The 22390-nt window shown below is 54.0% G+C and carries 22 protein-coding genes; all 22 read right to left on the bottom strand.

Annotated features, from left to right (window positions below; translation table 11 throughout):
- Window positions 1-3: 3 nt before the first annotated feature.
- Genes WC515_07370 through WC515_07475 form a run of 22 tightly spaced genes read right to left on the bottom strand, consistent with a single transcriptional unit; the run spans window position 4 to window position 21825 of the window.
- The gene (locus WC515_07370; GenBank protein MFA5147176.1) at window positions 4-636 is read right to left on the bottom strand and encodes an HAD-IA family hydrolase; all 633 of its coding nucleotides are present in this window, start codon (window positions 634-636) and stop codon (window positions 4-6) included.
- Entirely contained in the window at window positions 614-1216 is a 603-nt protein-coding gene (locus WC515_07375) for a cyclase family protein (protein ID MFA5147177.1), read from the bottom strand. Before WC515_07375 ends, WC515_07370 begins: the two co-directional genes overlap by 23 nt.
- 20 nt (window positions 1217-1236) lie before the next feature.
- Window positions 1237-2307: a methyltransferase domain-containing protein gene (locus WC515_07380; protein ID MFA5147178.1), complete on the bottom strand. Its 1071-nt coding sequence runs from the start codon at window positions 2305-2307 to the stop codon at window positions 1237-1239.
- The gene (locus tag WC515_07385) at window positions 2304-3227 is read right to left on the bottom strand and encodes a phosphoglycerate dehydrogenase (GenBank protein ID MFA5147179.1); all 924 of its coding nucleotides are present in this window, start codon (window positions 3225-3227) and stop codon (window positions 2304-2306) included. Before WC515_07385 ends, WC515_07380 begins: the two co-directional genes overlap by 4 nt.
- A 13-nt stretch (window positions 3228-3240) precedes the next feature.
- The gene (locus WC515_07390) at window positions 3241-5178 is read right to left on the bottom strand and encodes a hypothetical protein (protein MFA5147180.1); all 1938 of its coding nucleotides are present in this window, start codon (window positions 5176-5178) and stop codon (window positions 3241-3243) included.
- Window positions 5175-6074, bottom strand: a complete 900-nt coding sequence (locus tag WC515_07395) for an NAD(P)-dependent oxidoreductase (GenBank protein ID MFA5147181.1) — start codon at window positions 6072-6074, stop codon at window positions 5175-5177. Before WC515_07395 ends, WC515_07390 begins: the two co-directional genes overlap by 4 nt.
- A gap of 19 nt (window positions 6075-6093) precedes the next feature.
- Window positions 6094-6696: an acyltransferase gene (locus tag WC515_07400; GenBank protein ID MFA5147182.1), complete on the bottom strand. Its 603-nt coding sequence runs from the start codon at window positions 6694-6696 to the stop codon at window positions 6094-6096.
- Entirely contained in the window at window positions 6672-7223 is a 552-nt protein-coding gene (locus tag WC515_07405) for a GNAT family protein (GenBank protein ID MFA5147183.1), read from the bottom strand. The genes WC515_07400 and WC515_07405 overlap by 25 nt, the downstream gene beginning before the upstream one ends.
- The gene (locus tag WC515_07410) at window positions 7220-8275 is read right to left on the bottom strand and encodes a histidinol-phosphate transaminase (GenBank protein MFA5147184.1); all 1056 of its coding nucleotides are present in this window, start codon (window positions 8273-8275) and stop codon (window positions 7220-7222) included. Before WC515_07410 ends, WC515_07405 begins: the two co-directional genes overlap by 4 nt.
- A 5-nt stretch (window positions 8276-8280) precedes the next feature.
- Window positions 8281-9027, bottom strand: coding sequence for a cytidylyltransferase (locus tag WC515_07415; protein MFA5147185.1), 747 nt, complete (start codon window positions 9025-9027; stop codon window positions 8281-8283).
- Window positions 9024-10043 carry a radical SAM protein gene (locus WC515_07420; GenBank protein MFA5147186.1) on the bottom strand — a complete coding sequence of 340 codons (1020 nt, stop codon included), beginning with the start codon at window positions 10041-10043 and terminating at the stop codon, window positions 9024-9026. Before WC515_07420 ends, WC515_07415 begins: the two co-directional genes overlap by 4 nt.
- Before the next feature lie 3 nt (window positions 10044-10046).
- Window positions 10047-11225 carry a hypothetical protein gene (locus WC515_07425; protein ID MFA5147187.1) on the bottom strand — a complete coding sequence of 393 codons (1179 nt, stop codon included), beginning with the start codon at window positions 11223-11225 and terminating at the stop codon, window positions 10047-10049.
- Window positions 11226-11233: 8 nt separating this feature from the next.
- Entirely contained in the window at window positions 11234-12796 is a 1563-nt protein-coding gene (locus WC515_07430) for a radical SAM protein (GenBank protein ID MFA5147188.1), read from the bottom strand.
- Between the two features lie 18 nt (window positions 12797-12814).
- The gene (locus WC515_07435; GenBank protein MFA5147189.1) at window positions 12815-14011 is read right to left on the bottom strand and encodes a DegT/DnrJ/EryC1/StrS family aminotransferase; all 1197 of its coding nucleotides are present in this window, start codon (window positions 14009-14011) and stop codon (window positions 12815-12817) included.
- Entirely contained in the window at window positions 14008-15399 is a 1392-nt protein-coding gene (locus WC515_07440; protein MFA5147190.1) for an NAD-dependent epimerase/dehydratase family protein, read from the bottom strand. Before WC515_07440 ends, WC515_07435 begins: the two co-directional genes overlap by 4 nt.
- The gene (locus WC515_07445; protein ID MFA5147191.1) at window positions 15377-16174 is read right to left on the bottom strand and encodes a formyltransferase family protein; all 798 of its coding nucleotides are present in this window, start codon (window positions 16172-16174) and stop codon (window positions 15377-15379) included. Before WC515_07445 ends, WC515_07440 begins: the two co-directional genes overlap by 23 nt.
- A 3-nt stretch (window positions 16175-16177) precedes the next feature.
- The gene (gene neuC, locus WC515_07450; protein ID MFA5147192.1) at window positions 16178-17326 is read right to left on the bottom strand and encodes a UDP-N-acetylglucosamine 2-epimerase; all 1149 of its coding nucleotides are present in this window, start codon (window positions 17324-17326) and stop codon (window positions 16178-16180) included.
- Window positions 17323-18378 carry an N-acetylneuraminate synthase gene (gene neuB / locus WC515_07455; GenBank protein MFA5147193.1) on the bottom strand — a complete coding sequence of 352 codons (1056 nt, stop codon included), beginning with the start codon at window positions 18376-18378 and terminating at the stop codon, window positions 17323-17325. The genes neuC and neuB overlap by 4 nt, the downstream gene beginning before the upstream one ends.
- On the bottom strand, window positions 18368-18988 hold the full coding sequence (locus tag WC515_07460; protein MFA5147194.1) for an acylneuraminate cytidylyltransferase family protein: 621 nt from the start codon (window positions 18986-18988) through the stop codon (window positions 18368-18370). Before WC515_07460 ends, neuB begins: the two co-directional genes overlap by 11 nt.
- Complete coding sequence (locus tag WC515_07465; GenBank protein MFA5147195.1) at window positions 18985-20160, bottom strand: DegT/DnrJ/EryC1/StrS family aminotransferase; 1176 nt, start codon at window positions 20158-20160, stop codon at window positions 18985-18987. The genes WC515_07460 and WC515_07465 overlap by 4 nt, the downstream gene beginning before the upstream one ends.
- The gene (locus WC515_07470; protein MFA5147196.1) at window positions 20147-21334 is read right to left on the bottom strand and encodes an iron-containing alcohol dehydrogenase; all 1188 of its coding nucleotides are present in this window, start codon (window positions 21332-21334) and stop codon (window positions 20147-20149) included. The genes WC515_07465 and WC515_07470 overlap by 14 nt, the downstream gene beginning before the upstream one ends.
- A complete protein-coding gene (locus tag WC515_07475; GenBank protein MFA5147197.1) occupies window positions 21331-21825 on the bottom strand; it encodes a hypothetical protein in 495 nt (164 codons plus the stop codon). Before WC515_07475 ends, WC515_07470 begins: the two co-directional genes overlap by 4 nt.
- Window positions 21826-22390: the final 565 nt, after the last annotated feature.

Consider the following 22390-nt stretch of genomic DNA (forward strand, 5'->3'; position numbering starts at 1 on the left):
TCCTTAAAGATACGCCTCTATATCGGACAGGTCGTTGAACTTCTTCTCTACATCCGCGGAAGAGAGGGGATCATCGCTCCCCACGATCCGCGCGGCGAACGGGACAGACGCCTTCTTTGCCGCCTCATAATCATTTATGGAATCCCCCAGAAATATCGTCTCTTCCGGACTGAACCCGTTATCCGCCAGTATCTTCCTGAGGAGTTCTGCCTTGCTCCTGGGCGCGCCATATATGCCCCTGAAATATTTCTCCATACCCCGCAGTTTTATTATATCCACCAGCTCCGTCTCGGGCGTCCCGGACACTATATAAAAGTGATATTTTGTGAAATTCCTGCCGATGAAATCTTCTGCCCCGCGCACGAAAGGCGCCGAGGCCACCTTCTCCTTGACAAGCCGGGCAAAGTCGTCGCACAACCTGTCGAAGAGCTCCTTCGGGAGCGGCTTCCTCAGTATATGCTCATAGATGTACCTGAACTTGTTGAACCTCGATATACCCCCGTTATCGGCATGGTATTTCACTATCTCATCCACCTTATCGGGGAAGATGTTGAAGAGCTCGCGGAATGCATCGGTCTTTATATCGACGGATTCGACGATCACCCCGTCAAAATCAAATATGACAGCTTTTATCATAAGCCAGTACGGCGCGGACCGGCGCGCCGTCTCCGTCCTTTATCTTAAGCGGCAGACATATGAGCGTATAGCGGCCCGGTCTCGCTTTCGCCAGTGTCAGCCCTTCTACCACTATGACGCCGCGGCCCAGCAGCATGCGATGCGCCGGGTGGCGTTTATCGGCCGATTCGTCTATGGACATCCCCTCGGTGCCGACGATACGTATCCCGTATTTCAATAATCTCCCCGCCTCTTCCGCCGTAAGGCCCGACCTCTTCCCGTCGCTCTTCAGGAGCAGGCCGCGCACTCCGTCATCCGACATCCTCTTCAAAAATCTTTCGTCACCCGATCTGCCTATGGGGGCCACGGCAACGCGGCATATGAAGTCGCCTATGCTTATATCGTCGAGCGCTTGTCCTTCGTCGAATATATGGCGCGGCACATCCACATGTGTGCCGGCGTGGCTGGAGAGCGTCAGCTTACGGAGATTACAGCTGTTCCCCCTCCTGATCGATTTGAACTCGGTTATCTCCACTTCGGGATCGGACGGATATTTATCCATGCCCGCCTCGATCGTCCTCGTTATATCTATATATCGCATCTTATCCCCTTCGCCCTCTCCTATGACGCTTTCGCGGCAACCACATTCCACGAAAATCCGATATAACGGCCCAGCGCAAGCTCGGGTCCCGTCTCGGCGTAAAACGGAGCGCCGTATACGATGACCCCGCCCTCGTAGGGCTTCTCCCCGGAAAGCCTCCTTATGGCAGACCGGAGATATCCTCCGCCCGGTATATGCGCTAAAGCAAAGCCGCTCTTCCTGAGCGATATTATGCGAAACTTGCCGAAGAGCGCCTCGAGCTCTCTCTTCGAATATACCCTTGTGATCGGGTTCCTGGCGCCCGTACCCGGCCTGCCTTCCGTGATATATCCCAGCCGCTCGGGCTCGGGCATCCTGAATATGCTGCCGTTGATCAGGGTCTTCGGCAGGAGGTTCATCCAGTAAAGCAGGGAGTCCCTACAATAGAGCATTATCACCGCTTTCCCGCCGGGCTTCAGCACCCTGTAGACCTCGGAGACGCATCCTGCGGTATCCTCGGAATGGTGGAGTACGCCATTCGAGTATACGATATCGAAAGAGTCGTCGCGGAAAGGAAGGTTTTCGGCATCTGCAAGGACCGAGAACCCGGTACCCTCTTTCACCAGGGCCAGTTTCTTCCCGGTCGACAGCACCCTCTCTTCCGTTATATCGATCGCCGTAACGTTCGCGCCGCGCTTCTTGAAGAGCGCCGAATGTGCGCCGGGGCCGGAACCTATCTCAAGTATATCGGCGCCGGCAAGGCCCTCCGGGGCCATCTCTGTCACGGCGCAATGTTTCCTGTAGACGAACATCTTTGTCAATTCGGCCAGGTGCTTCTCCAGGATGTCGGCGGTCAATACCTCATCGAGACCGGAATACCACTCCCTGCAGGTATCTCCCCAGAATCTCTGTATCCTGCCTTTAGGCCCGGATACCTCCGTCGTCCCCAATAGACCATAATACCCTTTATCCGGCGCGAAATCTTTACCGCATGCGCGGCAATGCAGCGGACGGACTGCCTCCGTACCGCCGGCAATATCGAGCGCGCCGGCCTTGCATGCCGGGCACCGGAGTAACTTAAGGCGCGATAAGAGAGTTTTGTTATCCGTCATCTACCGCCGAGCCCTTTTATCAGGTTATTTGCCGCTTCGAGTTCCATAGAGACCCTCGATTCCCTAGCGTATGACCCTATGTGCGGGGTAAGCACTACATTATCCAGCTCCTTCAACGGCCCGCTGTAAGGCTCCTTCTCAAAGACATCGACCGCGGCGCCTGAAAGCCGCCCGCTCTTCAATGCCCCGTAAAGCGCCTCTTCGTCCACTATGCCCCCGCGGGAGGCGTTGATCAGCACGGCGCCTTCTTTCATCAGGGAGAGCTCTTTTGAAGAAAAGACATGATGGTTATCCTTTGTATACGGTATATGCAGTGTGACGATATCCGATCCTTTAAGTAGTTCCTCCAGCCGGACGCCTGAAAGGCCTTTCGCCTTTTCTGCGGCCTTGAGCGGATCATAAAAGACGACTTCGGCGCCCAGGGCGCGCAATATCTCCGCCACCCTCCGGCCTATCCTGCCGAATCCGACGATGCCGGCCTTCTTCCCGTTTATCAGGCCCCCCATCCGCTTATTCCACACGCCATTTCTTATATCACGGTCCGAGCGCGCTATATGACGGGCGAGCGAAAAGATCAGGCCGACGGTGAGCTCGGCGACCGCCTCTGTGGGGCCGTCGGGCGTATTGAAGACCTTTATCCCCATCTTCCCGGCGGCATCCAGGTCCACGTTATCCGTACCCGCGCCGCACCGCGATATCACCTTCAGGCCGGACAGGGCCGCGAGCGTCCGGCTGTCATACGGTTCTGTACCGGCGATTATGCCGGCGCAGCCTGCGCACAACTCCGGTATCTCCCCCTTTGCGAGAGTGCGGCGATGAGCGTTACTTACGATATCCAGGCCTCTCTTCTTCAGCGTATCCATAGGACGCGTATCGTATTCGGCGAACGAGGTCAAAGTTATGGCTATTCTTTCCTTCATATCCGGCTCCTCCTCATCTCAGTATCTCCTCCCACCTCTTCAGGGACCTGTCTATGCACCAATAGCCGGCGGCGAAAGTCCTGCCTTTGCCGGGATCCGCCGCCCCGGGCCCTATGCCTTTCCGGACGGCGCTCCTCAGCTCCTCCGCGTCAAATACCTTTTCGTAATACTCTTCAAACCCCTTGAGGGGGCTCATGGAGATATGGTCCGCGAAGACGGGCAATATGACAAAACAGCCGGACGCGAGGGCCTCGAGCGCCACAGACGAAAAACCTACGAATACCACCCGTGCGGCCTGTAACAACTCGCCGATCGGTTCCTGTCTTATGCGCCAGCCCGATCGTCCGGAAGGTATCTTCAACTCTTTCATTATATCCTCTACCGGCACGGACGGGTGGCCCTTCACCCACAGTTCAAAACCTTCGGGCTCCCTGAAGGCATTATGGAAGAAAGAGATGAGGTTCTTCGTCTCATTCCTGTCTATCGAACCGGCTATCAGGACGATCGCCTCTTCCGGTTTTGCGGCGGTCTCTTCCAGCGCCTTACCTATATATAGATGGCGTATCGCTTCCACCTTCCTCATATCAGGATACCCGCATCGGGCCATGAGGCCCATGGGGGTCTCACCGTTGCAGGCCAGTATGTCCGGGAGCGGCAGGGGCGCGACGCCTTTTCTGTCAGCCGTCTCATCCGGGTGATGAAAATACGGGAAGAAGTTCCTGGGAACATTGGTGTGCTGGAATCCTATCGACCTCATCCGGGGGACGACGGCATCCTTTGCCGCGTTGAGCGCCTTCTCCCAGGCATGCATCTCCGAATAGTAAAGGCAGGTGGATGCATCCGAAAAACGCCTGAATATATCCTTATATAATTCGAAGAAGAGTATGCCCTCGAGCCCCTTCCGCCCGGCGAAAGAGTCTATCATCAGTTCTCTCACTATGATGGCGGACTCCGGCACCGGGAGATCGCCGCGCAATGCGCGATCCGTCAGCACGGCGTTGAGCGAGCCCAGCACACGGACCTGCCTGGCCCACTGCAGGAGCGCCCCGGATAATGTCTTCACCGAGACAAATTCATCGAGCAGGAAACCGCGCTCGCCTCTTTTGACGAACGAGGCCGCCAGTTTGACCGCTTCGGCGAAATTGCGCCCGTCTATGAATACGTACATCCATACCCATATCACGCGCTTTCCCATCTCTTCAAGTTTTTCCTGGAGGGGCGCGGCATATCTATTACTGAATATCCCCTCATCTGCCGCCTCTTTCTCCACCGAAGGAAAATAGGTCACGAAGAGCGTCGAACCGGAGGCGTCTTTCATCCTGGACGCCATCGGACCGATCCTCAGTTTTGCGTACATGCTCCTCATAACGGCGGAGTATGCAAACCTGAGCGCCCTGGCAACCGAAATATATGATAGCCCTATTCCCGGCCTGCCCGTCCCTCTCCCTTTAAATGCGAGCGAATGCCTGCGGCAGAGCCCATAGAGTGCCCTCCGGAGGCTGCCGCCTTTAACGGCTATGATACACAGGTCGAACCCGCCCGCGGAGACGACCCCCTCCAATGCGGAGAGCTGTGCTATATGAAGGAAGGCATCCGTCTTCAACGGGTTCTTCTCCGAAAGGAGAGAGAAGAACCACGTACTGACGTTCGTCCCCGGGAGGAGGAAGTGTTCCTTCAACGTCTTCCCTTCGATCTTATGCATGCCGAGCCCTGCCGACCATCGGGGCAGTATCTCCCGGATCCTGTCAGTCTCCCCTTCGATCAACCTGGCCGACCCCATAAGCTCTAACTTCCCTATCGCAGGCGAGGAGAGGCCGGCCCTGAGGGCCTCTATACGGTCCCACCTCGATGTGAGCGGAAAGAGCGACACCTCACCTTTGGCATGAGCGCGGACCATCGCGCTCAATCGCTTATCATCCAAACTGTTATCGAAGACTACCAGGGATCTCATTTGACTCGCAGACGCTCTCCTTTACTGTGCGGTGAAGATTCGTGATATACCGTCTCCAGCGCGTCAAGCATGCCCTGCCCCAGGTCCAGGTAAGAAGGGGCCGTTATCCTCCTGGCTATGCGCGGGTTGAACGAATACGGCGTGATCTCGTAGTGCTCTTCGTCGCGCGCCGGTATATACTCTATCTTTACGGAGTTATTCATCATCTCCTTTATCATGACGAGCAGGTCCTTCATCTTTATCGCCTGGTTCCCCGTTATGACGACGTACTGGTTCGCATACTGCTTCTCGAGCGCATCGACGCTCATGCGCGCGGCATCGCGTACATGTATATACTCCCGTATCTCTTCGCCGTCGCCCTTGCGGGTTATCTTACCCTCCGTCACGGCCTGTTTCAGCATGCTGTGTATCCAGTTCCTGCCATCTGCCCTCGGCCCGTAAAGCGAGCCGTATCTTAAGATCGTGAAGTCGAGGCCGTACGCCTTGCCGTAATCCTCTATGATCAGCTCGCACGCATGCTTTGTGCTGCGGTAGAATGAGCCGGAGTTGCTGTATACATAGATCGACGAGGCAAAGAGGAAACGGCCGACCTTATTCTTCCTGCACGCCTCCAGGATGACGGCATTGCCGACTATATTCTGCTTCACGGTCAGCACCGGGTTCGCCTTCGCCTCATCTATATCCGCTATGCCGGCGAAGTTATATACGGCGTCTGCCCCTCTCACTGCCGAATCGACCGCCTTCTCATCCAGGATATCGGCCACTGCCATCGTGCCCTTTTTGGTGTAAACGGACGGCTTAAGGTCAAAGATGGTGACGTCATGGCCTTTTTCGATCAGGACATCTACGACGTGACTCCCTAAAAATCCGGAACCTCCGAATACGACAATCTTCATCTTGATCACTCTCCTTTTATCATGACCTGCAATTCTCTTTTATGACCCTCGCCGGAACGCCGGCCGCCAGCGCGTAAGCGGGCACATTATCATCGACCACCGCCCCGGCGCCTATGACCGCGCCGTTACCGATAGTAACCCCGGGCAATATGACTGCGTTCGCCCCGATCCATACATCATCGCCTATCCTTATCGTCCGGCCTTCGTGCCCCTGTTTGACTATCGGCATGTCCTTCCGCGCATATTTATGATTGCTCGCCCTTATGACGACGTTGGGCGCTATGATCGCCTCTCTTCCTATGACGATCTCTCCTCCGTTGGAGGCGTTCAACTGCACATTATTATTTATGCGGACCCTGTCGCCTATTGCGATCTTTCCGCCATCGTGGGCGTATAGCCTGCAACCGTCGACTATCACCGCATCTTCGCCGACATCTATATTCCCGGGAGAAGTTATCAGACAACCCGGCAGGATGAAAAACCTGGATCCTGAACGGAATTGACGGGACCAGTATATCCTTCTTACCTTCTGGCCTGTCAGGCCGGGCATGTTCCTGACGAATATCGATTCAAACCATTCTTTTGTCTCATCGGTCATCAGCATCTTTTTCTCTTCTCCCATTCCGGCCGCAGGATACTCATCTGATACAGCGAATATCTCTTACCGCCGAAGTTGAGGACTTCGCGTATAACACCCTCGACGGCATATCCCGCCTTTTTATAAGCGGCTATGGCGGGCTTATTCACCGTATGCACGCTCAGGCCAACGCGGTAAAGTTTCAATACACCGAACGCCGTCCCTGACACGAGGCGCGCCAGATCTTTGCCGAGCCCCCTGCCCCTCCATGAAGGCGCGAGTATGATATGCGCGCCTGTGCCCGACCTGTGGCGGGCGCTGATATTCTTTATCTCGAAATGGCCCACGTGCTCCCCTGTCTCTAAAAGAAATACCGAATAGAAGGCGTGCTCCCCGGATCGGGCGGCGGTAAATCTTTTTACCAGCGCCTTTGAGGTAACAGGGAACTTAAGGGAAGACGACACCATGAAGAGCCCTTCGGGCGTCACCGACATCCATGATGCCACATCCCGCGCGTCTTTCGGACGGAACTGCCTGGCGCCTAAGATACGCGTCTTCGCTACATACTTCATAATTTTTCCATCACCTTTATGAGCCTCTTCATCGCCTCTTCGGGACCTGTGGTTATCCGCAGGAAGGTCTCGTATCCCTTTATCGGGAGACCGCTCCTCACCCTGATATCTGCCTTCTTAAATGATGCAAGCGCCTTTTCCTTTTTCGTACCGAAATCTATATGTATGAAGTTAGATACCGTGCTGACATACCGGAACCCGAGGCGGTCCAGTTCCCTTATCAGATACTTTTCGCCGAGTTTTGTGCCGACAAGATACTTCCTGACCTCTTCCCAGTTATCCAGGACCTCCTCGGCCAGTATTACGGCCGGACCGCTCGCCTCATACATGGGCCTGAATTTGTACAGGAGAGCGGTAAGCACGGGAGAGGCCGCTATATATCCTATACGCGCGCCCGCGAGGCCGCACGCCTTCGAGAATGTCCTGGTCACCATGACATTATCATGGTCCTCTATAAGAGAAATGGATGTCTTGGGGCAAAAACCGTGATATGCCTCGTCTATCAGGACCACTGCGCCGGCCCCTTCGGCCTTCGCGACGATCTTCTTCATCATAGGCAACTCTATATATGTGCCTGTGGGGCTATTGGGATTCGCGATGACAACAAGAGATACCTTTTCGTCTATATCGTTCAAAAGTTTTTTCGTGTCGAGCGTGAGGTCTTTATCAAAACCGGCAAACCGCTTCCCGGCGCCGTACAACTCGCAATACACCTCTACCATGGCAAATGTCGGCTTAAGGGTGACCACGCCATCGCCCGGTTTTACACAGAGGTCGAACGCATGGCGGATGGCGGCGTCAGAGCCGGCAGTCAGCATGAAATGGTCGACTCCGTAACCGTGGAACGCGCTCAGCTTCTTATAGAGGCGTTCCGGCTCGGGGTAGGCCATTACGCACTCCTGGGTGATGCGGCCGGCGGCCTTTTTCCAGAACCCGGTAGAGAAAGGCGTTACCCTTTCATTCTTCTCCAGGCGAAGCGAGCCGTATCTCGTCTCGTCGGCGCCCCGCTCCCTCAGGACCGGCTTCACCCACTCTTTATATTTAAAAGACATACCTATTATCCCTTCCCTTTGAAACCGTGGTCCCTGAGCCAGGCCTCCGCCTGCGGTATCTGCCACTCGTAGTCGACATCGAGACCGCCCCACTGCTTCAGCGGATATATCTTTTGCCCCATCCACTTCTGCGGCAGGAGCCCTTCTTTGATATTCTCGATGCATCGCGGCCTGACTATGGATACACCCATATCGGCGAACCACACATCGCCCTGTGAATCCCTGTCACAGCTCAGCTTCTTCGGATCACCGAAGACCTCGAACGGGACGAACGGTTTCAATAGGCCGTTATCATCTTCCTTTCGCGCCCTCAACGGACTCCACATATTATATTTAGAGACGGTTACGGCAGAGTCGTAGTCGGGATGCGCCCTCAGGACCTTTATGCCTTCGGATATGGCCGCGCTTGTAATGCACGGCGCATTGCACATGAGAAGCACGACGAGCTCCACATCTTTCCCTCTCTTCTCATACTCCTTCTTTATGAGACCGTACGCATGCACATAAACGTCATCTCCCAGGGCGGCATCGGTGCATAGCTCGGGAGGACGCTCGATGACCTTCACTCCGTTATTGCGGGCCAGCTTCATGAGCGCTTCGTCATCGGTGGTCACATATGTCTCGTCGACCTCGGGACAACCCTCCGCGGAAGCCATAGGATAATAGGAAAGCGGCTTCCCGAGCACCTTATACATGTTCTTACCCGGGAACCCCTTGCTCCCCTTACGCCCTTTCAATATCGCGCATATCATTTTGGTACTCCGCCTTTCTCTCTTTTTAGAAAGTTGTCTATCTCGCTATGCCTCAGGCAGCAGTTATCGCACGCCGGTATCTCGTGCGCCGCGCCCTTCCTGTGTAGCTCTCTTATCCGATTGAGTTTATCCGAGCACCACGCATCTTTTATAGATATCTCTTTGATATTTCCCAGCGCTATGAGGCCGTCGAAGTCGTGGTTACATGGCAGTATCGTCCCGTCGCAGAATACGGCCATCCTCTGCCACAACTGCTGGCACGCCCACGGATATTTCCGGCCGCGTCTCTTCTCCCCGGTCTCCTGGTGGTCCAGGAATATCACCTCATCGGCACGGCCCTTCCAGAAATCCTTATACTCTTCCTTTATCGTCTCTATCTCGGGCAGCATAACGGTCTGGACCCTGAGCTTGGGCCGGTCCGCTCCCATGCGCCTCTTCAAGGCCTGCATCGTCTCTATATTGGCCAGGACCGTTTCATATTTCGACCCCACCCGGTACTTTTCATACATCTCTTTCGTATACCCTTCGAACGAAACCGATATCCTGTCCAGAGAGGCGTCGATCAGCCTTTCCGACATCTCTTCGGTCAATAGCATGCCGTTGGTGTTAAAATAGACGTCTATGAGCCCCGCCGACTTAGCATGCTTCACAAATTCAGCTATGCGGGGATGGAGGAGCGGTTCTCCGCGGATATTGAACTTGACGCCGGCCAGGCCGTTCGCCGCCCCTTCGTCTATGATCCGTGCCACAAGGTCCGGGCTTATCAGGTCCTTCTCGAGCACCTCCCGCTTCGGCGTGGTAGGACAGAACGGGCATGAGAGGTTGCACGCGTTAGTCGCCTCGATGTCGATGAATAAAGGGAAACCGCCCGTACTGAAATTCTCCGGCCATTCTTTCCAATTCCGCCTGTATTCCATGAAACGCGCGTCAGGGTTAGCAAGCAGGTCGGCACCGGCCATCCTGTGGACGTTGGAATTGACCTTCATGGTAGCGTCAGGCTTCATCGTTTTTCCCATATATTAAGGATATCTTATCCCTTCCTTCAACCTGTCGGAGACCGCCTGCCAGAACGGCGCGTCAACGGAGCCGTCTTGTTTTATATAGGTATTTCTGTAATTGTCATATGCCTTTTCATCAACGGCCAGTACATCTTCAAGATCATCCTCTGAAAAATGATCTATGTTCACCGCTACCTTACCAAGCGATGCCGCGGTCACTGATATCAATTCTTTCTGCGGGCTCCGGTCGAGGCGGTCGGTCGTTATAAAGATAAGCGGTTTTTTGAATAGAACCGAGAAATTGATGGCCGTGCTGCTGTGTGCCATGACAAGGCTCGAGTCCCTGACCAGTTCTGCGGTCCTATTCTTCACTACAGGCCTTCCTTCAAAATAATCCGGATGATTCTCGTAATCGGCTTTCGGATGTGCGGCTATTACAACGCGCACCTTATATTTCGCCTCTACGAAACGGAAAAAATTCCTCATGGCAGGATAGTAATCGTCCTTTTCGGAAAACGGCTTAACGCCCATGTGCATATAATCCGGATGGAACGGGACATATTCATCCAGAAAAACGGCCATGGAATCTTTCGACACAGCGTCCCTCCTGCCCTTCTCCCTCAGGTATATGTCGTAATCAAAAGAGTGTATCCGGATCGTCTCGCTTCTAGGGTCTATGGGGTAGCTGGAATAGGCCGGTTGCTCTCCGCCTTCAAATACGAGAGTGGCGGCGCGTATCCCAATAAAACGGAACGGTATATTTAGAAAAAGGAGATTTGCTACGGTTGCCACCCTGGCCAAAGTCGGCATCTTAAAAAAACTTCTAGCCCTTAAGCCATCTCTGTTCTTCCTCTGCACGGGCAGTGAGTTGGCAGTCCATACGGCGTAAGGGATCCGGCGCGCGGAGACGGCCCTGTATATGAAATACGACTTTAAATCGTACCTGATGAGACAGATCATGAAATCGCCCATTCCCGATCGTCTTAAAGCCACGAGCAATTCCTTTTTTGAATAGAATACCCTGTGTTCCAGGCAGTCGTATGACAGGGAGGGGTCGAACGTCCTGGGATAAAAGATGGGCGCAAGATCCCATATCTCAACCTCAAAACCATTATCCTTCAACGTTTCAACGCCGAACCTGTCGTGGTCTCTTTCGCAGAAAGTATTTGCGACTAAAAATATTATTTTATCGATCTTCATCCGGCTCGTCACGATCCCTTTGACAATATACCTGCAAGTTGCCCCAGATACATTTCTTCCGAAGCGCCACCGTCATACCAACCGTTATTAGACCACACTGTCTTATCATACACGTCGAGTATCTCTTTTCTCAACATCCTGCCGGCATCATCCTGGATCTCTGACCTCTCTATGAAAGGCCAAAAAGATTTTGGCAATTTGACATATAAAGGGAAGACGTTCCGCATCTCCATAAGCTCCCTTTTGCTTAAGTTTGGGAACTTCATGGGTGGATTGTCTCTGTCATACAGGCTGCCTTCATCCGGATCAAATAGATTTTCCCTTATGGCTATCTCTCTAAGCTCCGTCCCCTCGAACGGGAAGAATAACCCGACCTGTGGATATTGCACACCGGCATTCCTGTTAAGCTCGACGGTGGCATAATACGTCTTGCGCGTTTCGAACGGTATGCCGAGCATATTGAACGACACGGTCCTTATGCCTGCATCCCTGAAGAGGGAAAATGCCCTTATAACGTCCTCTTCCGTATCCACACGTTTCAGCACATCTCTTCTCAGGTGCAGGTCACCGGTCTCTATCGCTATGGAAGCGCTTGCGCAGTTCATCTCTTTAAGTATGCGCACCTTCTCCTCCGTTACGGACTTTGGATTCGTCTCTATGGTGAACGGGAGGCCGATTTCGTCCCTGTACGCCTCCCCCAACTCCCGGAGGTTGTCCACGGGGCGCATCAGAAAATCTTCATCATGAAATTTAAAGAACTGCAGCCCGTATCTTTTTACGAGGTGCTTCAGTTCCGGCAGTATCCTCTTGACGCTGTACCTTCTCATAACATATTTGTTCGAGTAAAGCCCGTGATAAAAATGGTTTATACAATATGTACAGTGATACGGGCACCCCCAATTCAGCATATGGTCTCCGCCCACATATATCCGTCCGTCAAACGGCTTATAAAACTGCCTCTTGTCGAATATCTCCCAATCGACATAAGGCATGGCATCGATATCCTTCACAAGCGGTCCGGGAGCGTTCTTTACTATAGAACCCTTTTTATTTCCCCATATATTCGGTATGCTGTACAGGTCGCCTCCGCCTGCCATCGCCTTCAAAAATTCGGGGAAGGCCCTTAATCCCTCACCGATACATACGAAATCGGCATTATGCGACAGGAGCGTCTTTTCGGGATTCAGCGTAGGATATTTATTACCCCATATTATGGGGATATCCGGCATTGCCTCTTTTGCAGCCGCAGATATCTGGGCCGCTATCCTGAATTCATCGCTCAATACTCCTATGGCCACACAATCGGGCCTGAACTCACTGAACGCCTTTTTGAACTCTTCCTTAAGGTCGAGCTTCTCTTTCTTTAAATTATAGGATGAGGGATCTACTGGCTTAAACATCTTTACGGACTGCCCGAATTGCGTATTATCCGTATATCCGAAATCTATGCCGGTGGTATCGAATAGCTTCGTCTCCCACCCCAGCTGCCGCGCTATGCCGGCCAGGAGCGATATGCCTATCGGCTTGAACCCGAAAGAATCTTTGTTCGGCCAGACTAAAAGGAGCTTCATGTGCATGTAACCCTTTTCTTACCCGGGACGTTTATAATAACCATGGATACGCTCTATCGTGTCACATATGCGCTCGACATCGGAAAGCGGCATATCTGAATATAACGGTAAACTGAGCGAGCCGCCCGCTAACCTTTCAGTCGCTTCAAACTTAGCGGCGCCGTTTCGAAATCCCAAAAATATCTTCTGGTCGTGGACTGCAGGATAAAAATACTTTTTCGTCACGATCTTCTCCGCGGCCAGGGCATCCGCAAGCACGTCCCTTGTGATACCGAACCTTGCGCCATCGACCAGGATAGAGAAGTCCTTGTAGCTAGACCTGTTCCGTCCTTCTATCTTCTGGAACGTCAGGCCCTCCAGCTTCGACAGGCGTCTGGTGTACAATGCGGCTATACTGTTTCTCCGCTTCGCATGAGCTTCCAGGCGCTTCAGGCCCTCGATCCCCAGGAGCCCGGAAAACTCATCCATCCTTGCGCTCAATCCGGAGAACGCGCAGTCATAAGTGCCCGGGTCACCGTAATTCCTGCCTATCCTTACCATCCCTGCCAGCTTGTCGTCGTTCGTAGTGACTACCCCGCCCTCTCCGGCAGTGACGAGTTTCGTAGGACTTAAACTGAATGACTCGGCGTCGCCGAACGTGCCGGCATTCCGGCCTTTATATACCGAACCGAAACCGTGGGCGGCATCGAATATCAACTTCAGATCCCGCCTTCTGGCTATCCGCTCCAGCTTATCCATATCCGGAGGATTTCCGAATATGTAGACCGCCAGTATCGCGGAAGTAGCGGGAGTAATGGCCTTTTCCGCTTCTTCCGGATCTATATTATAAGTGGCAGGGTCGCAATCTACGAAGACGGGCTTCAGGCCGTTCCATACTACGGCGTGGGCCGTCGCATGGAATGTGAAACTGGGTAATATGACCTCCCCCTTAAGCCCGAGCGCCTTCATGATAAGCATGAGCCCGCTTGTGCAGCTGGCAAGCGCTATGGCATGTCTTGCGCCGGTGTATTCAGCTACCCTGTTTTCAAATTCTTTCACATATCCTGCATTGGTGATCATGCCGCTCTCAAGTATGCGGCGATACCCTTTCACAAGACCGCCTATACCCGTTATGGTGGGACGGGTGATAGGGACCGGCTCGTCGAAGGCCGGCTTACCTCCGGCTATCGCGGGCAGCCGCCTCTTGAGGCCTCCTCGTTTACCCTTTTCTATCATTGTCCGTACTCCACGTTATAGTATCTGGCATCTTCCAGGTCTTCCGCACTCCTACCCATAAGCCATTTCCTGATCTCTATGACGCCTTCCTTAAGGTCGTTCGCCGCCCTCAACCCGAGCGTCGATGCGGCCTTTGCGAAAGATACGTTATAATTGCGCTGGTCTTTAGACTCTCCTTCGTTGATGAGGCGCGATCCGGGGACATGCCTCTGCACCACCTCCGCTACGGTGAATATCTGATAATTCTGGCCGTCCGAACCTACGTTGAAGACCTCGCCCTTCACCGCGTTTATGGGCGATTCGAGACACCTCACATACGCCTCTGCGGCGTCTTTTACATGTACGAGCGGCCGCCATTGCCTGCCCCCGCCGTGGACCTTTATACGTTTCTCGACCATAGCCGTCTTGGTCATCGTATTGACGACGAGGTCGAACCTCATCCTTGGCGAATATCCGTATAGGGTGCCCATGCGCAGTATCGTGGGCGAGAAGTTCTCGTCGACAAGACCGAGCACCCCTTCTTCGGACCTTATCTTTGAACGCGCATAGAGCGATACCGGGTTTAAAGGCGAATCTTCATCGAGAGGGAGCTCGTCATCCATCATTCCGTAGACACTGCAGGTGGAGGCGTAGATAAAACGGTTTATCTGGTGGTACCTGCACGCCTCGGCAAGGACCTTGTTGGCGAGGTAGTTCGTCTCTATGGCGGCCTCCGGCTTATTCTTGCAGGCAGGGTCGCCTACTATGGCCGCCAGGTTCACCACGCTGTCGACACCCTCAAGGGACCTGACCATAGTGGATATATTCCTCATATCTCCTTCGACGAGGGTAAAATTCCTCTTTCCGGCAAGGCCGTCCATCGACTCTGCCCCGTACATCAGGAGGTCCAGGACTTTGACCCTCGCCCCGTGCTCGAGGAGGCGCCTGACAAGGATCGAGCCGAGATATCCGGCGCCGCCCACTACGAGAATATTCCTGCCCATCACGCGCTTCCTGTGAGGCCGCAGGGCGTTCTCGCCGGTAATGGCATCGCAGAACGCCATCCTGCAGGGACGGCCCTTGCCGTCCACGACCAGTATGTAACGGCTGTCCGGCATGCGTGCACGCAGTTCCCTTACGGCCTTCTTCGCCACATATCCGTTCGAAAGGTCCTTTTCCCGCAGGAAGACCGGATGCGGATTGATTATGGCCTTCACTTTCTCCGACACATCGCTCCCCTTAAGGATCGCCTTCCTTATCTCGCTGTCGCTCGCCGCCCCTATAAGACGTTTTTTGTCATCTACGATATAAGCCACCCTCAACCCCGAGTGGTCTATGAGCCGCATCACGTCTTTTATGGAGGCGTCCTGTGACGCCACGGCCTTCTTAAGGTCTTTTTTTGGGATCATTCCGCATATCCTCTGAAACCTTTACCTGCATCCTGTATATTCTGCCGTCTATCTTCATATATGCCGCCTCTTCCATGCTATTTGTGGTAAGCGCCCTCAGCTTCCTGGCGATCTCCGTCCTGTCTCCCGCCGGATCGAACTCTCTTATCCTCTCTATGTCGGTCTTCGTATGGAACGTGCCTCCGCTCCCGGGCTGGGGCCTTCGCTCATAGGTGCCTTTGACGAGGGAAGGCCACGCCTCTTTGAATACCTCGAATTCGAGGTCGAGCACCCTCTTGTAGAGAGAGTCGGCAGTATCATCCGGTGAAACGGTTATGCGCTTCTGGTGTACGATATCACCTGTGTCGACGCCCTCATCCATGAAATGGAGCGTAGCCCCATATGGCGTGCCGTCCCATATCGCCCATGTAGGCGTGTGCCACCCGCGGTTGTAAGGCAGGTACGCCGGGTGGAGGTTCAGGACGCCGCGGCTTGGTATCGCGAGCACTTCTTTGGTGACTATATAAGGGAAATGTATGCACAATATATAATCGGGCCTGACGGAGCTCAGCAGGTCGAGCCCCTCCTTTTTGGAGAACTTACTGCCCTCCAGTATCCTCGAACCGTCAAGGTGGCCGCAGAGGGACTTCAGCTCTTCCGCATGAGAAGCCCGTTTTGCGTCGGTTACGAGGAGCACCTCGGGCAATACGCCCTCTCCCGCGATAAAACGGAGCACCTTCACGGCTATGGCGCGGTCTCCTGCATAAACTATCCTGGGGGCCCTTTTATTATCCATATATCAGTATGTTATCCGTTTATGGAGAAGGCGGTCGCCTATCTTTATATCCTCGAGCAGAGAGACGATCCTCTTTGCCGCGTTCCCGTCGCCGTACAGGTTGCGATGCCGGGCCGCGCCTTTCCTGAATGCGCTGTCGGACATGGCCTTCTTTACGGCATTCACTATCTCACCCTTAACGCACCGCACATCTATTATATTGGGGCTCCTCTCGCGGCCGTGTTGCCTGGCGCCTATATTGACCACCGGCAGGCCGAAAGAAGGCGCCTCTATGATGCCGCTCGAGGAATTCCCGACAAGGACCGAGGCGATCTTCATCAACCCCAGGTAATCTTCGTGCGGGATGCTCTTGAACGCCTTTATGAACGGGTATCTTTTGTAAGACCGTATCACTTCGATCATCCTTCTGCCGCCCGCATCGGCGTTCGGATATGCGACGATCGTCTGCACCCCTGTCTCCCGGACCGCATCGAGCATGATCTTCATATGGGAGGCCGCCTTCCCTATTTCGGTGGATACGGGGTGCTGCACGGCCAGGATCAAAGGCGAGGTCGGATCTATCTTATATCTTTTGATGAGCTTAGCGCGGGGGGAGAATCGCCCGTTAATTATACGATCGAGCGCAGGCGCGCCCACCACATGCACCCTCCACGGCTCTTCCCCCATCCTGATTATCCTCTCCCCGGAACCTTTTGTAGGGGCCAGGTGGATATGGGCCAGCTTCGTTATGGCATGGCGCAGGAGACCGTCGACATGGCCGGAGACCTCTCCTCCGTGGATATGCGCGACGGGAATATTGAGGTAATTGGCGGCTATGGCGCCTGAGAGCATCTCGCCCCTGTCCCCGAGGACCATTACTACATCCGGCCTTAACTCCGCGAATATCTTTGACAGCAGGATGACCGCCTTGCCGACAGAGACGGACATAGCGACGGCCGTATCTTCGCCGTATGAGATGTCCGCCTTCCTGTAAATACGGAAACCGTCCTTCTCTATCTCCCTTGCCGTATATCCGAACTCGCGCATGAGATGCATGCAGGTGGCTACTATATACAGCTCGAGATGCCGCGAACCTTTAATGGCACGGAATACAGGATGATATATCCCGTAATCGGCGCGGCTTCCCGTTATGGCGCATATCTTCTTCTTCATGAGAGCATCTTCCATGTAAGCAGGGTATCACGCTTTATCGTGCGTCTCGCCCTTTTTCCGATCACCCTGCCGATGAGCCTCGGCTCTATGCCGGTCCCCGGCCTTTTGAGGGCGAGCATATCATCGCGCACCACGGTCCCCGCGGGGATATCTACCTCCGCCACCACACTCTTCCTTGCGACCATGCGCACGGGCGCCTCATTGGCCGTCATGACCTTCCTGCCGTCACCCATCGACCTCTCGATATTCCGTATCGAGCGCACCATCCTCTTAAGTTCATCGGGCTCGATCGAAGAGAGATGGTCCGGCCCCGGCATATTCCTGTCGAGCGTAAAGTGTTTTTCGATGACTGATGCGCCTCTTGCCGCGGCGGCACATGCCGCCTCCAGGCCTTCTGCATGGTCGGAATAACCTGCCGGCACTCCGAACTCGGCGCGGAGCGTATCGATCGCCTTCAGGTTCACGTCCTCATACCTCGCCGGGTAGTTCGAAGTGCAGTGGAGGAGCACAAGTTTCCTGTTGCCGCTTTCGTAAATGGTATTTACCGCCGCCCTCACCTCTTTCAGAGTGGACATGCCGGTGGAGAGTATTATGGGCTTACCATAACCTCCTACTTGAGATAATAACGGGTCGTTGGTGATCTCTCCTGAGCTTATCTTGAACGCGGAGACTCCGATCTCCTGCAGGACCAGTGCGCTCTTCGGGTCGAACGGCGTCGTCAGGAATATGATGCCTCTCTTTTTACAGTGATCGAAGAGGGACTCGAGATCGGACCGGGAAAGCTCAAGCTCTTTCAGCATCTCGAATTGCGACTTGCCCGGGGCCGTCCTCTTCTGGTACTCGGCCTTCGGGGCGTTTACCGTGGCGAGCTCGTCCGCCCTGAATGCCTGGAACTTTACCGCATCCGCTCCGGCGTCGGCGGCGACATCCACCATCTTCTTCGCAAGCGACAGCTCCCCGTTATGGTTCACACCCGCCTCGGCTATTATGAATACTGGCATACCGACGCCTATCCTCTTATTCCCTATGGTGACCGATCTGTTATTTTTCATCTCTCTTCAGCAGTATCTGTTCCGCCATCCAAAAATCGAAGTCATCGTCTATCTCTATATTCTCTTCTTTTGATGTCTCGAAATGCCCTGCCTTCTTACCGAAGAGCGTGCCCTTCCGTATCAGGTCCGCCTTTATGACATAGACGTTGCCGTCGTCGTAGAAGAAACCTTTAAGGTCCTGCCGCCTGGCGGTGTATGTTCCGTATTCCATGAATTTACATATGAAGCCCGTGCCCAGGTTATCCGCGCCCGACTCCTTAAAACGCGCAATACAGCGGTCTATGAGGCCATTGCTCCTGACGGGTGAGGTAGGTTGTAGAAGCACTACCGTGTCGGCGTCTATCTTCGAGAGGACGTGCTGCAGGACGGAGAGCGTGGTAGCCTCATCGGTAGCGAGTCCCGCCGGACGCTCCGCCACCTCTGCGCCGTATCGTTTCGATACGGCCGCTATCTCCTTATCCTCGGTCGAGACAACAAACCGGTCTAAGAGGCGCGACCCGGAAGCCGCTTCGATCGTCCATGCTATGAGCGGTTTGCCCGCGATCGTCTTTATATTCTTCCGCGGTATGCCCTTACTCCCTCCTCTGGCCGGGATGATGCCAAGTATCATATGACCTCTTTCGATATATCTCTGATAGAATCGATGACGCGGCCTATCTGCTCATCGGACATTTTTATATTCACCGGCAACGCCACAGTCCTCTCGAGCAGGTCGCGCGACTTTGGCCACAACCCGGCAAGGTCCTTGCCCCTGTAGAGGGGGATGGCCGGCAGCATATGGTCCCAGGTCCCCGCGAAGTGCCATTTGAAGGCATCCGGGAGGTTCTTGGTGCCGAGGCGTCTTTCCTTCAGCTTCTCCACGAAACGCCTTGCCTTATCCTGCGTAGCCAGAGTGAACGTAAGGGTATCGGCCGTTTCGCCCTCCTGATCGGCGAAGGCCCTTAACTTCAGCCCCTTTATACCCCTTATACCTGCGACTATCTTTGTCTTGTTCTTCTTCTGCTCCCCTATGGCAAGATCGAGTTTTCCAAGCTGGACCAGCCCTATCGCGCCCTGGAGTTCGTTCATCCTGTAATTGAAACCGGGTATACGCCTCGTATCCTCACCCCTCGGGAACTTCGGATTATTCTGGTGGCCGTGGTCTGCCAGCTCCATGGCGCGCAGGTATGTCGCCATATCGTTCGTCACGACCATCCCGCCTTCGCCTGTCGTCACGGCCTTGCCGAAATCGAAACTGAAGGCGCCGGCGTCGCCTATCGTGCCGAGCGGCTTCCCTTTATATCTCCCGCCGATGGCCTGCGCCGCGTCTTCCAGGACCTTCAGCCCCGCCGCTTTCGCGATCGCCGTTATCTCGTCCATCCGGGCCGCGGAGCCGTACATGTGGACCGGCACCACCGCCTTCGTCTTCTTCGTTATCCTCTTCTTCAGGTCTTCCGGGTCCATATTGAGCGTCTCGTCTATCTCGGTGATCACCGGGACGGCGCCGCATTCCATGATCGCCTCGGCTGTCGCCACGAAGGTGAAGCTCTGCGTGACGACCTCATCGCCGGGCGAGATACCGAGGGCCTGGAGCGCTACTTTAAGCGCGACCGAACCGGATGTCACCGCCTGCGCGTGCGCGGCGCCGAACTTCTCCGCGAACGCCTTCTGGAATTCGGCGACCTTGAAAGAACCGTTGCGCAGCCCGTCAAACCCGTGTTTGAAGAGCACTCCGCCGTACTTATCGAAGATATCGAGTACCGCCTGCCTCTCTTCCTTCCCTATAAGCTCAAATCCTGGCATCTTTCCTCTCCGTTTCTTTATTTAAAGACCTCAGCATCGCCGCGATATCCTCCTTAGCCATCCCGATGGGGTTCTGCGCGATGCCGTTCTTCAACATATCATACTGGTCTATCATGAATTCCACATCCCTATCCTTCAGCCCGAGGCCGGAAAGCGAGGCCGGGACATGCAGCTTGGCCGCCAGCTCTTTGATATAGCCGGCGAACGCCCTGTTCTTGGCGTCGGGCGTCAGGCCCTTATCCGAGCCCTCTATGAGGTCGTGCAGTTCGTCATAGTCGGTGTACCCTTTGCGGACATTGTATTCGGTGACCGAAGGGAGGAATATCGCGCCCGCGATACCATGCGGGACCTTGTAGTGGACGCCGAGCGGGTAAGAGAGCGCCGCTGCCGGCCCTGATCCCGAATTTATGAGGGCCATGGCGGCGAGATAACTTCCGATCTGGAGACGGCCCCTTATCTCCACGTCGCCCATATTTGACAGGACTTTCGTCAGATTATTATAGAGGAGCCGGAAGGCCTCTCTGGAGAGGGCCCTTGATACGACCGTGTGGTTTTTGTGGACGAAGCTCTCCAGGGTATGCGTCATCGCATCCATCCCAGAGGATACGGTGACATTCACCGGGCAGTCCATGGTAAGGAGCGGATCGAGTATCGCCAGGACAGGGTAATTATATTCCGAATTTATGCCTAGCTTCCTCTTCTCCTTCTCGTCCGTGAATACGGCGTTATATGTGACCTCGCTGCCCGTCCCCGCTGTCGTAGGGAGCGCGACCACCGGCAGCGGCCTCTCTCTCAGCTTAGGGAACCCCCTGAACGAGATGGCGGGCCCGTCATTAGTAAGGAGGACCGCTATCCCCTTCGCGAGGTCGAGGGTGCTGCCGCCCCCTATCCCTATAAGAGAGTCGTATCGTCCGGCCTTAAAATTATTCCTGAACGATTCGAGAAACCCGTACGTCGGCTCCGCCGCCGGGTTCTTCACGACATCGAGCCGTATCCCTGCGGCCGTTACGCTCTCAAGCGCCTTGCGGACCCGGGGATGATCGAAGACGCCTTTATCAACTATCGCCGCCGTATTCGAATACCCGAGCTCCTTCATCTCCTCGCCGAGGCGCGCGCTCTCGCCTGCGCCGTACCGCATATTGGCGGATACCTTGAACTTGAAATTACCGGTCATAAAAATTTCTCCACAAGGCCGAGCGCCATGGTGGCCATAGAATTGAGCTCCTCTATCTTCTTTATCCTCTCTGCATATATCCTGGCAAGGTCCTTATCCTCGGACGAAAGCTCGTCGCTCGCCGACTTCACGATCTCCTTGAACTTGTTGAGCATCTCGGAGACCTCGGTCACGCGCTTCTGGACTGAGCCCTTGACCTTGGTGGCGATCAGTTTCTTTACGTCCAGTTCGGCCTCATAGAAATCTTTCCGGGAGCCCTTCACCCAGACATTCCGTACGGCGCCTAAACTCTCGAGAGACCTTATATTGACGCTTGCGCTGCCCTTGCTGATCTTGAGCCGTTCGACCATATCATCCAGGGATAGCGGTTTATTGCTGAGATAAAGGATGGAATAGAGCTGGGCCATGATGTTATTGAGACCAAATGTGGTACAAATCTGGTTTATCTTATCCAAAAATACATCCTGCGCCTGTTCCAATTTTGTGTTCATATTCTCCTCTTTTTGATAGGTTATGGTCGCTTTTACATCGTTTAGAACGTTCTAAACAAAGATAACACATCTCCCCTTATATGTCAATATATATGTATATAATAGTCAAATTTTTACGGGTCCTGCCGCTCCTCCGGACATGGCCATCTCGGCCAGGGGGTTTCGCCTAATTTTGCTATCAAGAGCATCCATAGTTATATTGGCTATCTCCTTTTATCCGTTCTTAGGCATATAGCTTTCGCTTCATATATTTGAGAAGTGGTTATAGTCTTAGCAAAATTTATACGGCTCAACCCCCATGGCCTCGTGGCCATGTCCTACAATACAAATAGGAGTCTGACCATAGGTCCTTTCAATGAGGAGCGAAAAATTTTCTGAGGTGGGAACTGGGTAAAAAAAGCAAAATTTTTACGGGTGATCCCAAATTTTTATAAAGGAAAAATTTGGGATAAGCTATGGCTATTAAAATACTAAAATTTCACAGAGGAAATTTTAGTATGATCCCAAATTTTTATAAAGGAAAAATTTGGGATAATCTATAGGCTATTAAAATACTAAAATTTCA

It is taken from the genome of Candidatus Omnitrophota bacterium (assembly GCA_041650805.1).
Classification (GTDB): domain Bacteria; phylum Omnitrophota; class Gorgyraeia; order 2-01-FULL-45-10; family 2-01-FULL-45-10; genus JBAZKM01.

Excerpts from the sequence above, each read along its gene's own strand:
- WC515_07380 (MFA5147178.1), bottom strand. The coding sequence starts at position 2,307 with ATGACGGATAACAAAACTCTCTTATCGCGCCTTAAGTTACTCCGGTGC.
- WC515_07395 (MFA5147181.1), bottom strand. The coding sequence starts at position 6,074 with ATGAAGATTGTCGTATTCGGAGGTTCCGGATTTTTAGGGAGTCACGTC.
- WC515_07420 (MFA5147186.1), bottom strand. The coding sequence starts at position 10,043 with ATGGGAAAAACGATGAAGCCTGACGCTACCATGAAGGTCAATTCCAAC.
- WC515_07390 (MFA5147180.1), bottom strand. The coding sequence starts at position 5,178 with ATGAGATCCCTGGTAGTCTTCGATAACAGTTTGGATGATAAGCGATTG.
- WC515_07430 (MFA5147188.1), bottom strand. The coding sequence starts at position 12,796 with ATGAAGCTCCTTTTAGTCTGGCCGAACAAAGATTCTTTCGGGTTCAAG.
- WC515_07460 (MFA5147194.1), bottom strand. The coding sequence starts at position 18,988 with ATGATACTTGGCATCATCCCGGCCAGAGGAGGGAGTAAGGGCATACCG.
- neuB (MFA5147193.1), bottom strand. The coding sequence starts at position 18,378 with ATGAAAAATAACAGATCGGTCACCATAGGGAATAAGAGGATAGGCGTC.
- WC515_07405 (MFA5147183.1), bottom strand. The coding sequence starts at position 7,223 with ATGAAGTATGTAGCGAAGACGCGTATCTTAGGCGCCAGGCAGTTCCGT.
- WC515_07445 (MFA5147191.1), bottom strand. The coding sequence starts at position 16,174 with ATGGATAATAAAAGGGCCCCCAGGATAGTTTATGCAGGAGACCGCGCC.
- WC515_07375 (MFA5147177.1), bottom strand. The coding sequence starts at position 1,216 with ATGCGATATATAGATATAACGAGGACGATCGAGGCGGGCATGGATAAA.
- WC515_07465 (MFA5147195.1), bottom strand. The coding sequence starts at position 20,160 with ATGCCAGGATTTGAGCTTATAGGGAAGGAAGAGAGGCAGGCGGTACTC.
- WC515_07435 (MFA5147189.1), bottom strand. The coding sequence starts at position 14,011 with ATGATAGAAAAGGGTAAACGAGGAGGCCTCAAGAGGCGGCTGCCCGCG.
- WC515_07385 (MFA5147179.1), bottom strand. The coding sequence starts at position 3,227 with ATGAAGGAAAGAATAGCCATAACTTTGACCTCGTTCGCCGAATACGAT.
- WC515_07400 (MFA5147182.1), bottom strand. The coding sequence starts at position 6,696 with ATGGGAGAAGAGAAAAAGATGCTGATGACCGATGAGACAAAAGAATGG.
- WC515_07470 (MFA5147196.1), bottom strand. The coding sequence starts at position 21,334 with ATGACCGGTAATTTCAAGTTCAAGGTATCCGCCAATATGCGGTACGGC.
- WC515_07415 (MFA5147185.1), bottom strand. The coding sequence starts at position 9,027 with ATGATATGCGCGATATTGAAAGGGCGTAAGGGGAGCAAGGGGTTCCCG.
- neuC (MFA5147192.1), bottom strand. The coding sequence starts at position 17,326 with ATGAAGAAGAAGATATGCGCCATAACGGGAAGCCGCGCCGATTACGGG.
- WC515_07370 (MFA5147176.1), bottom strand. The coding sequence starts at position 636 with ATGATAAAAGCTGTCATATTTGATTTTGACGGGGTGATCGTCGAATCC.
- WC515_07425 (MFA5147187.1), bottom strand. The coding sequence starts at position 11,225 with ATGAAGATCGATAAAATAATATTTTTAGTCGCAAATACTTTCTGCGAA.
- WC515_07410 (MFA5147184.1), bottom strand. The coding sequence starts at position 8,275 with ATGTCTTTTAAATATAAAGAGTGGGTGAAGCCGGTCCTGAGGGAGCGG.
- WC515_07475 (MFA5147197.1), bottom strand. The coding sequence starts at position 21,825 with ATGAACACAAAATTGGAACAGGCGCAGGATGTATTTTTGGATAAGATA.
- WC515_07440 (MFA5147190.1), bottom strand. The coding sequence starts at position 15,399 with ATGATCCCAAAAAAAGACCTTAAGAAGGCCGTGGCGTCACAGGACGCC.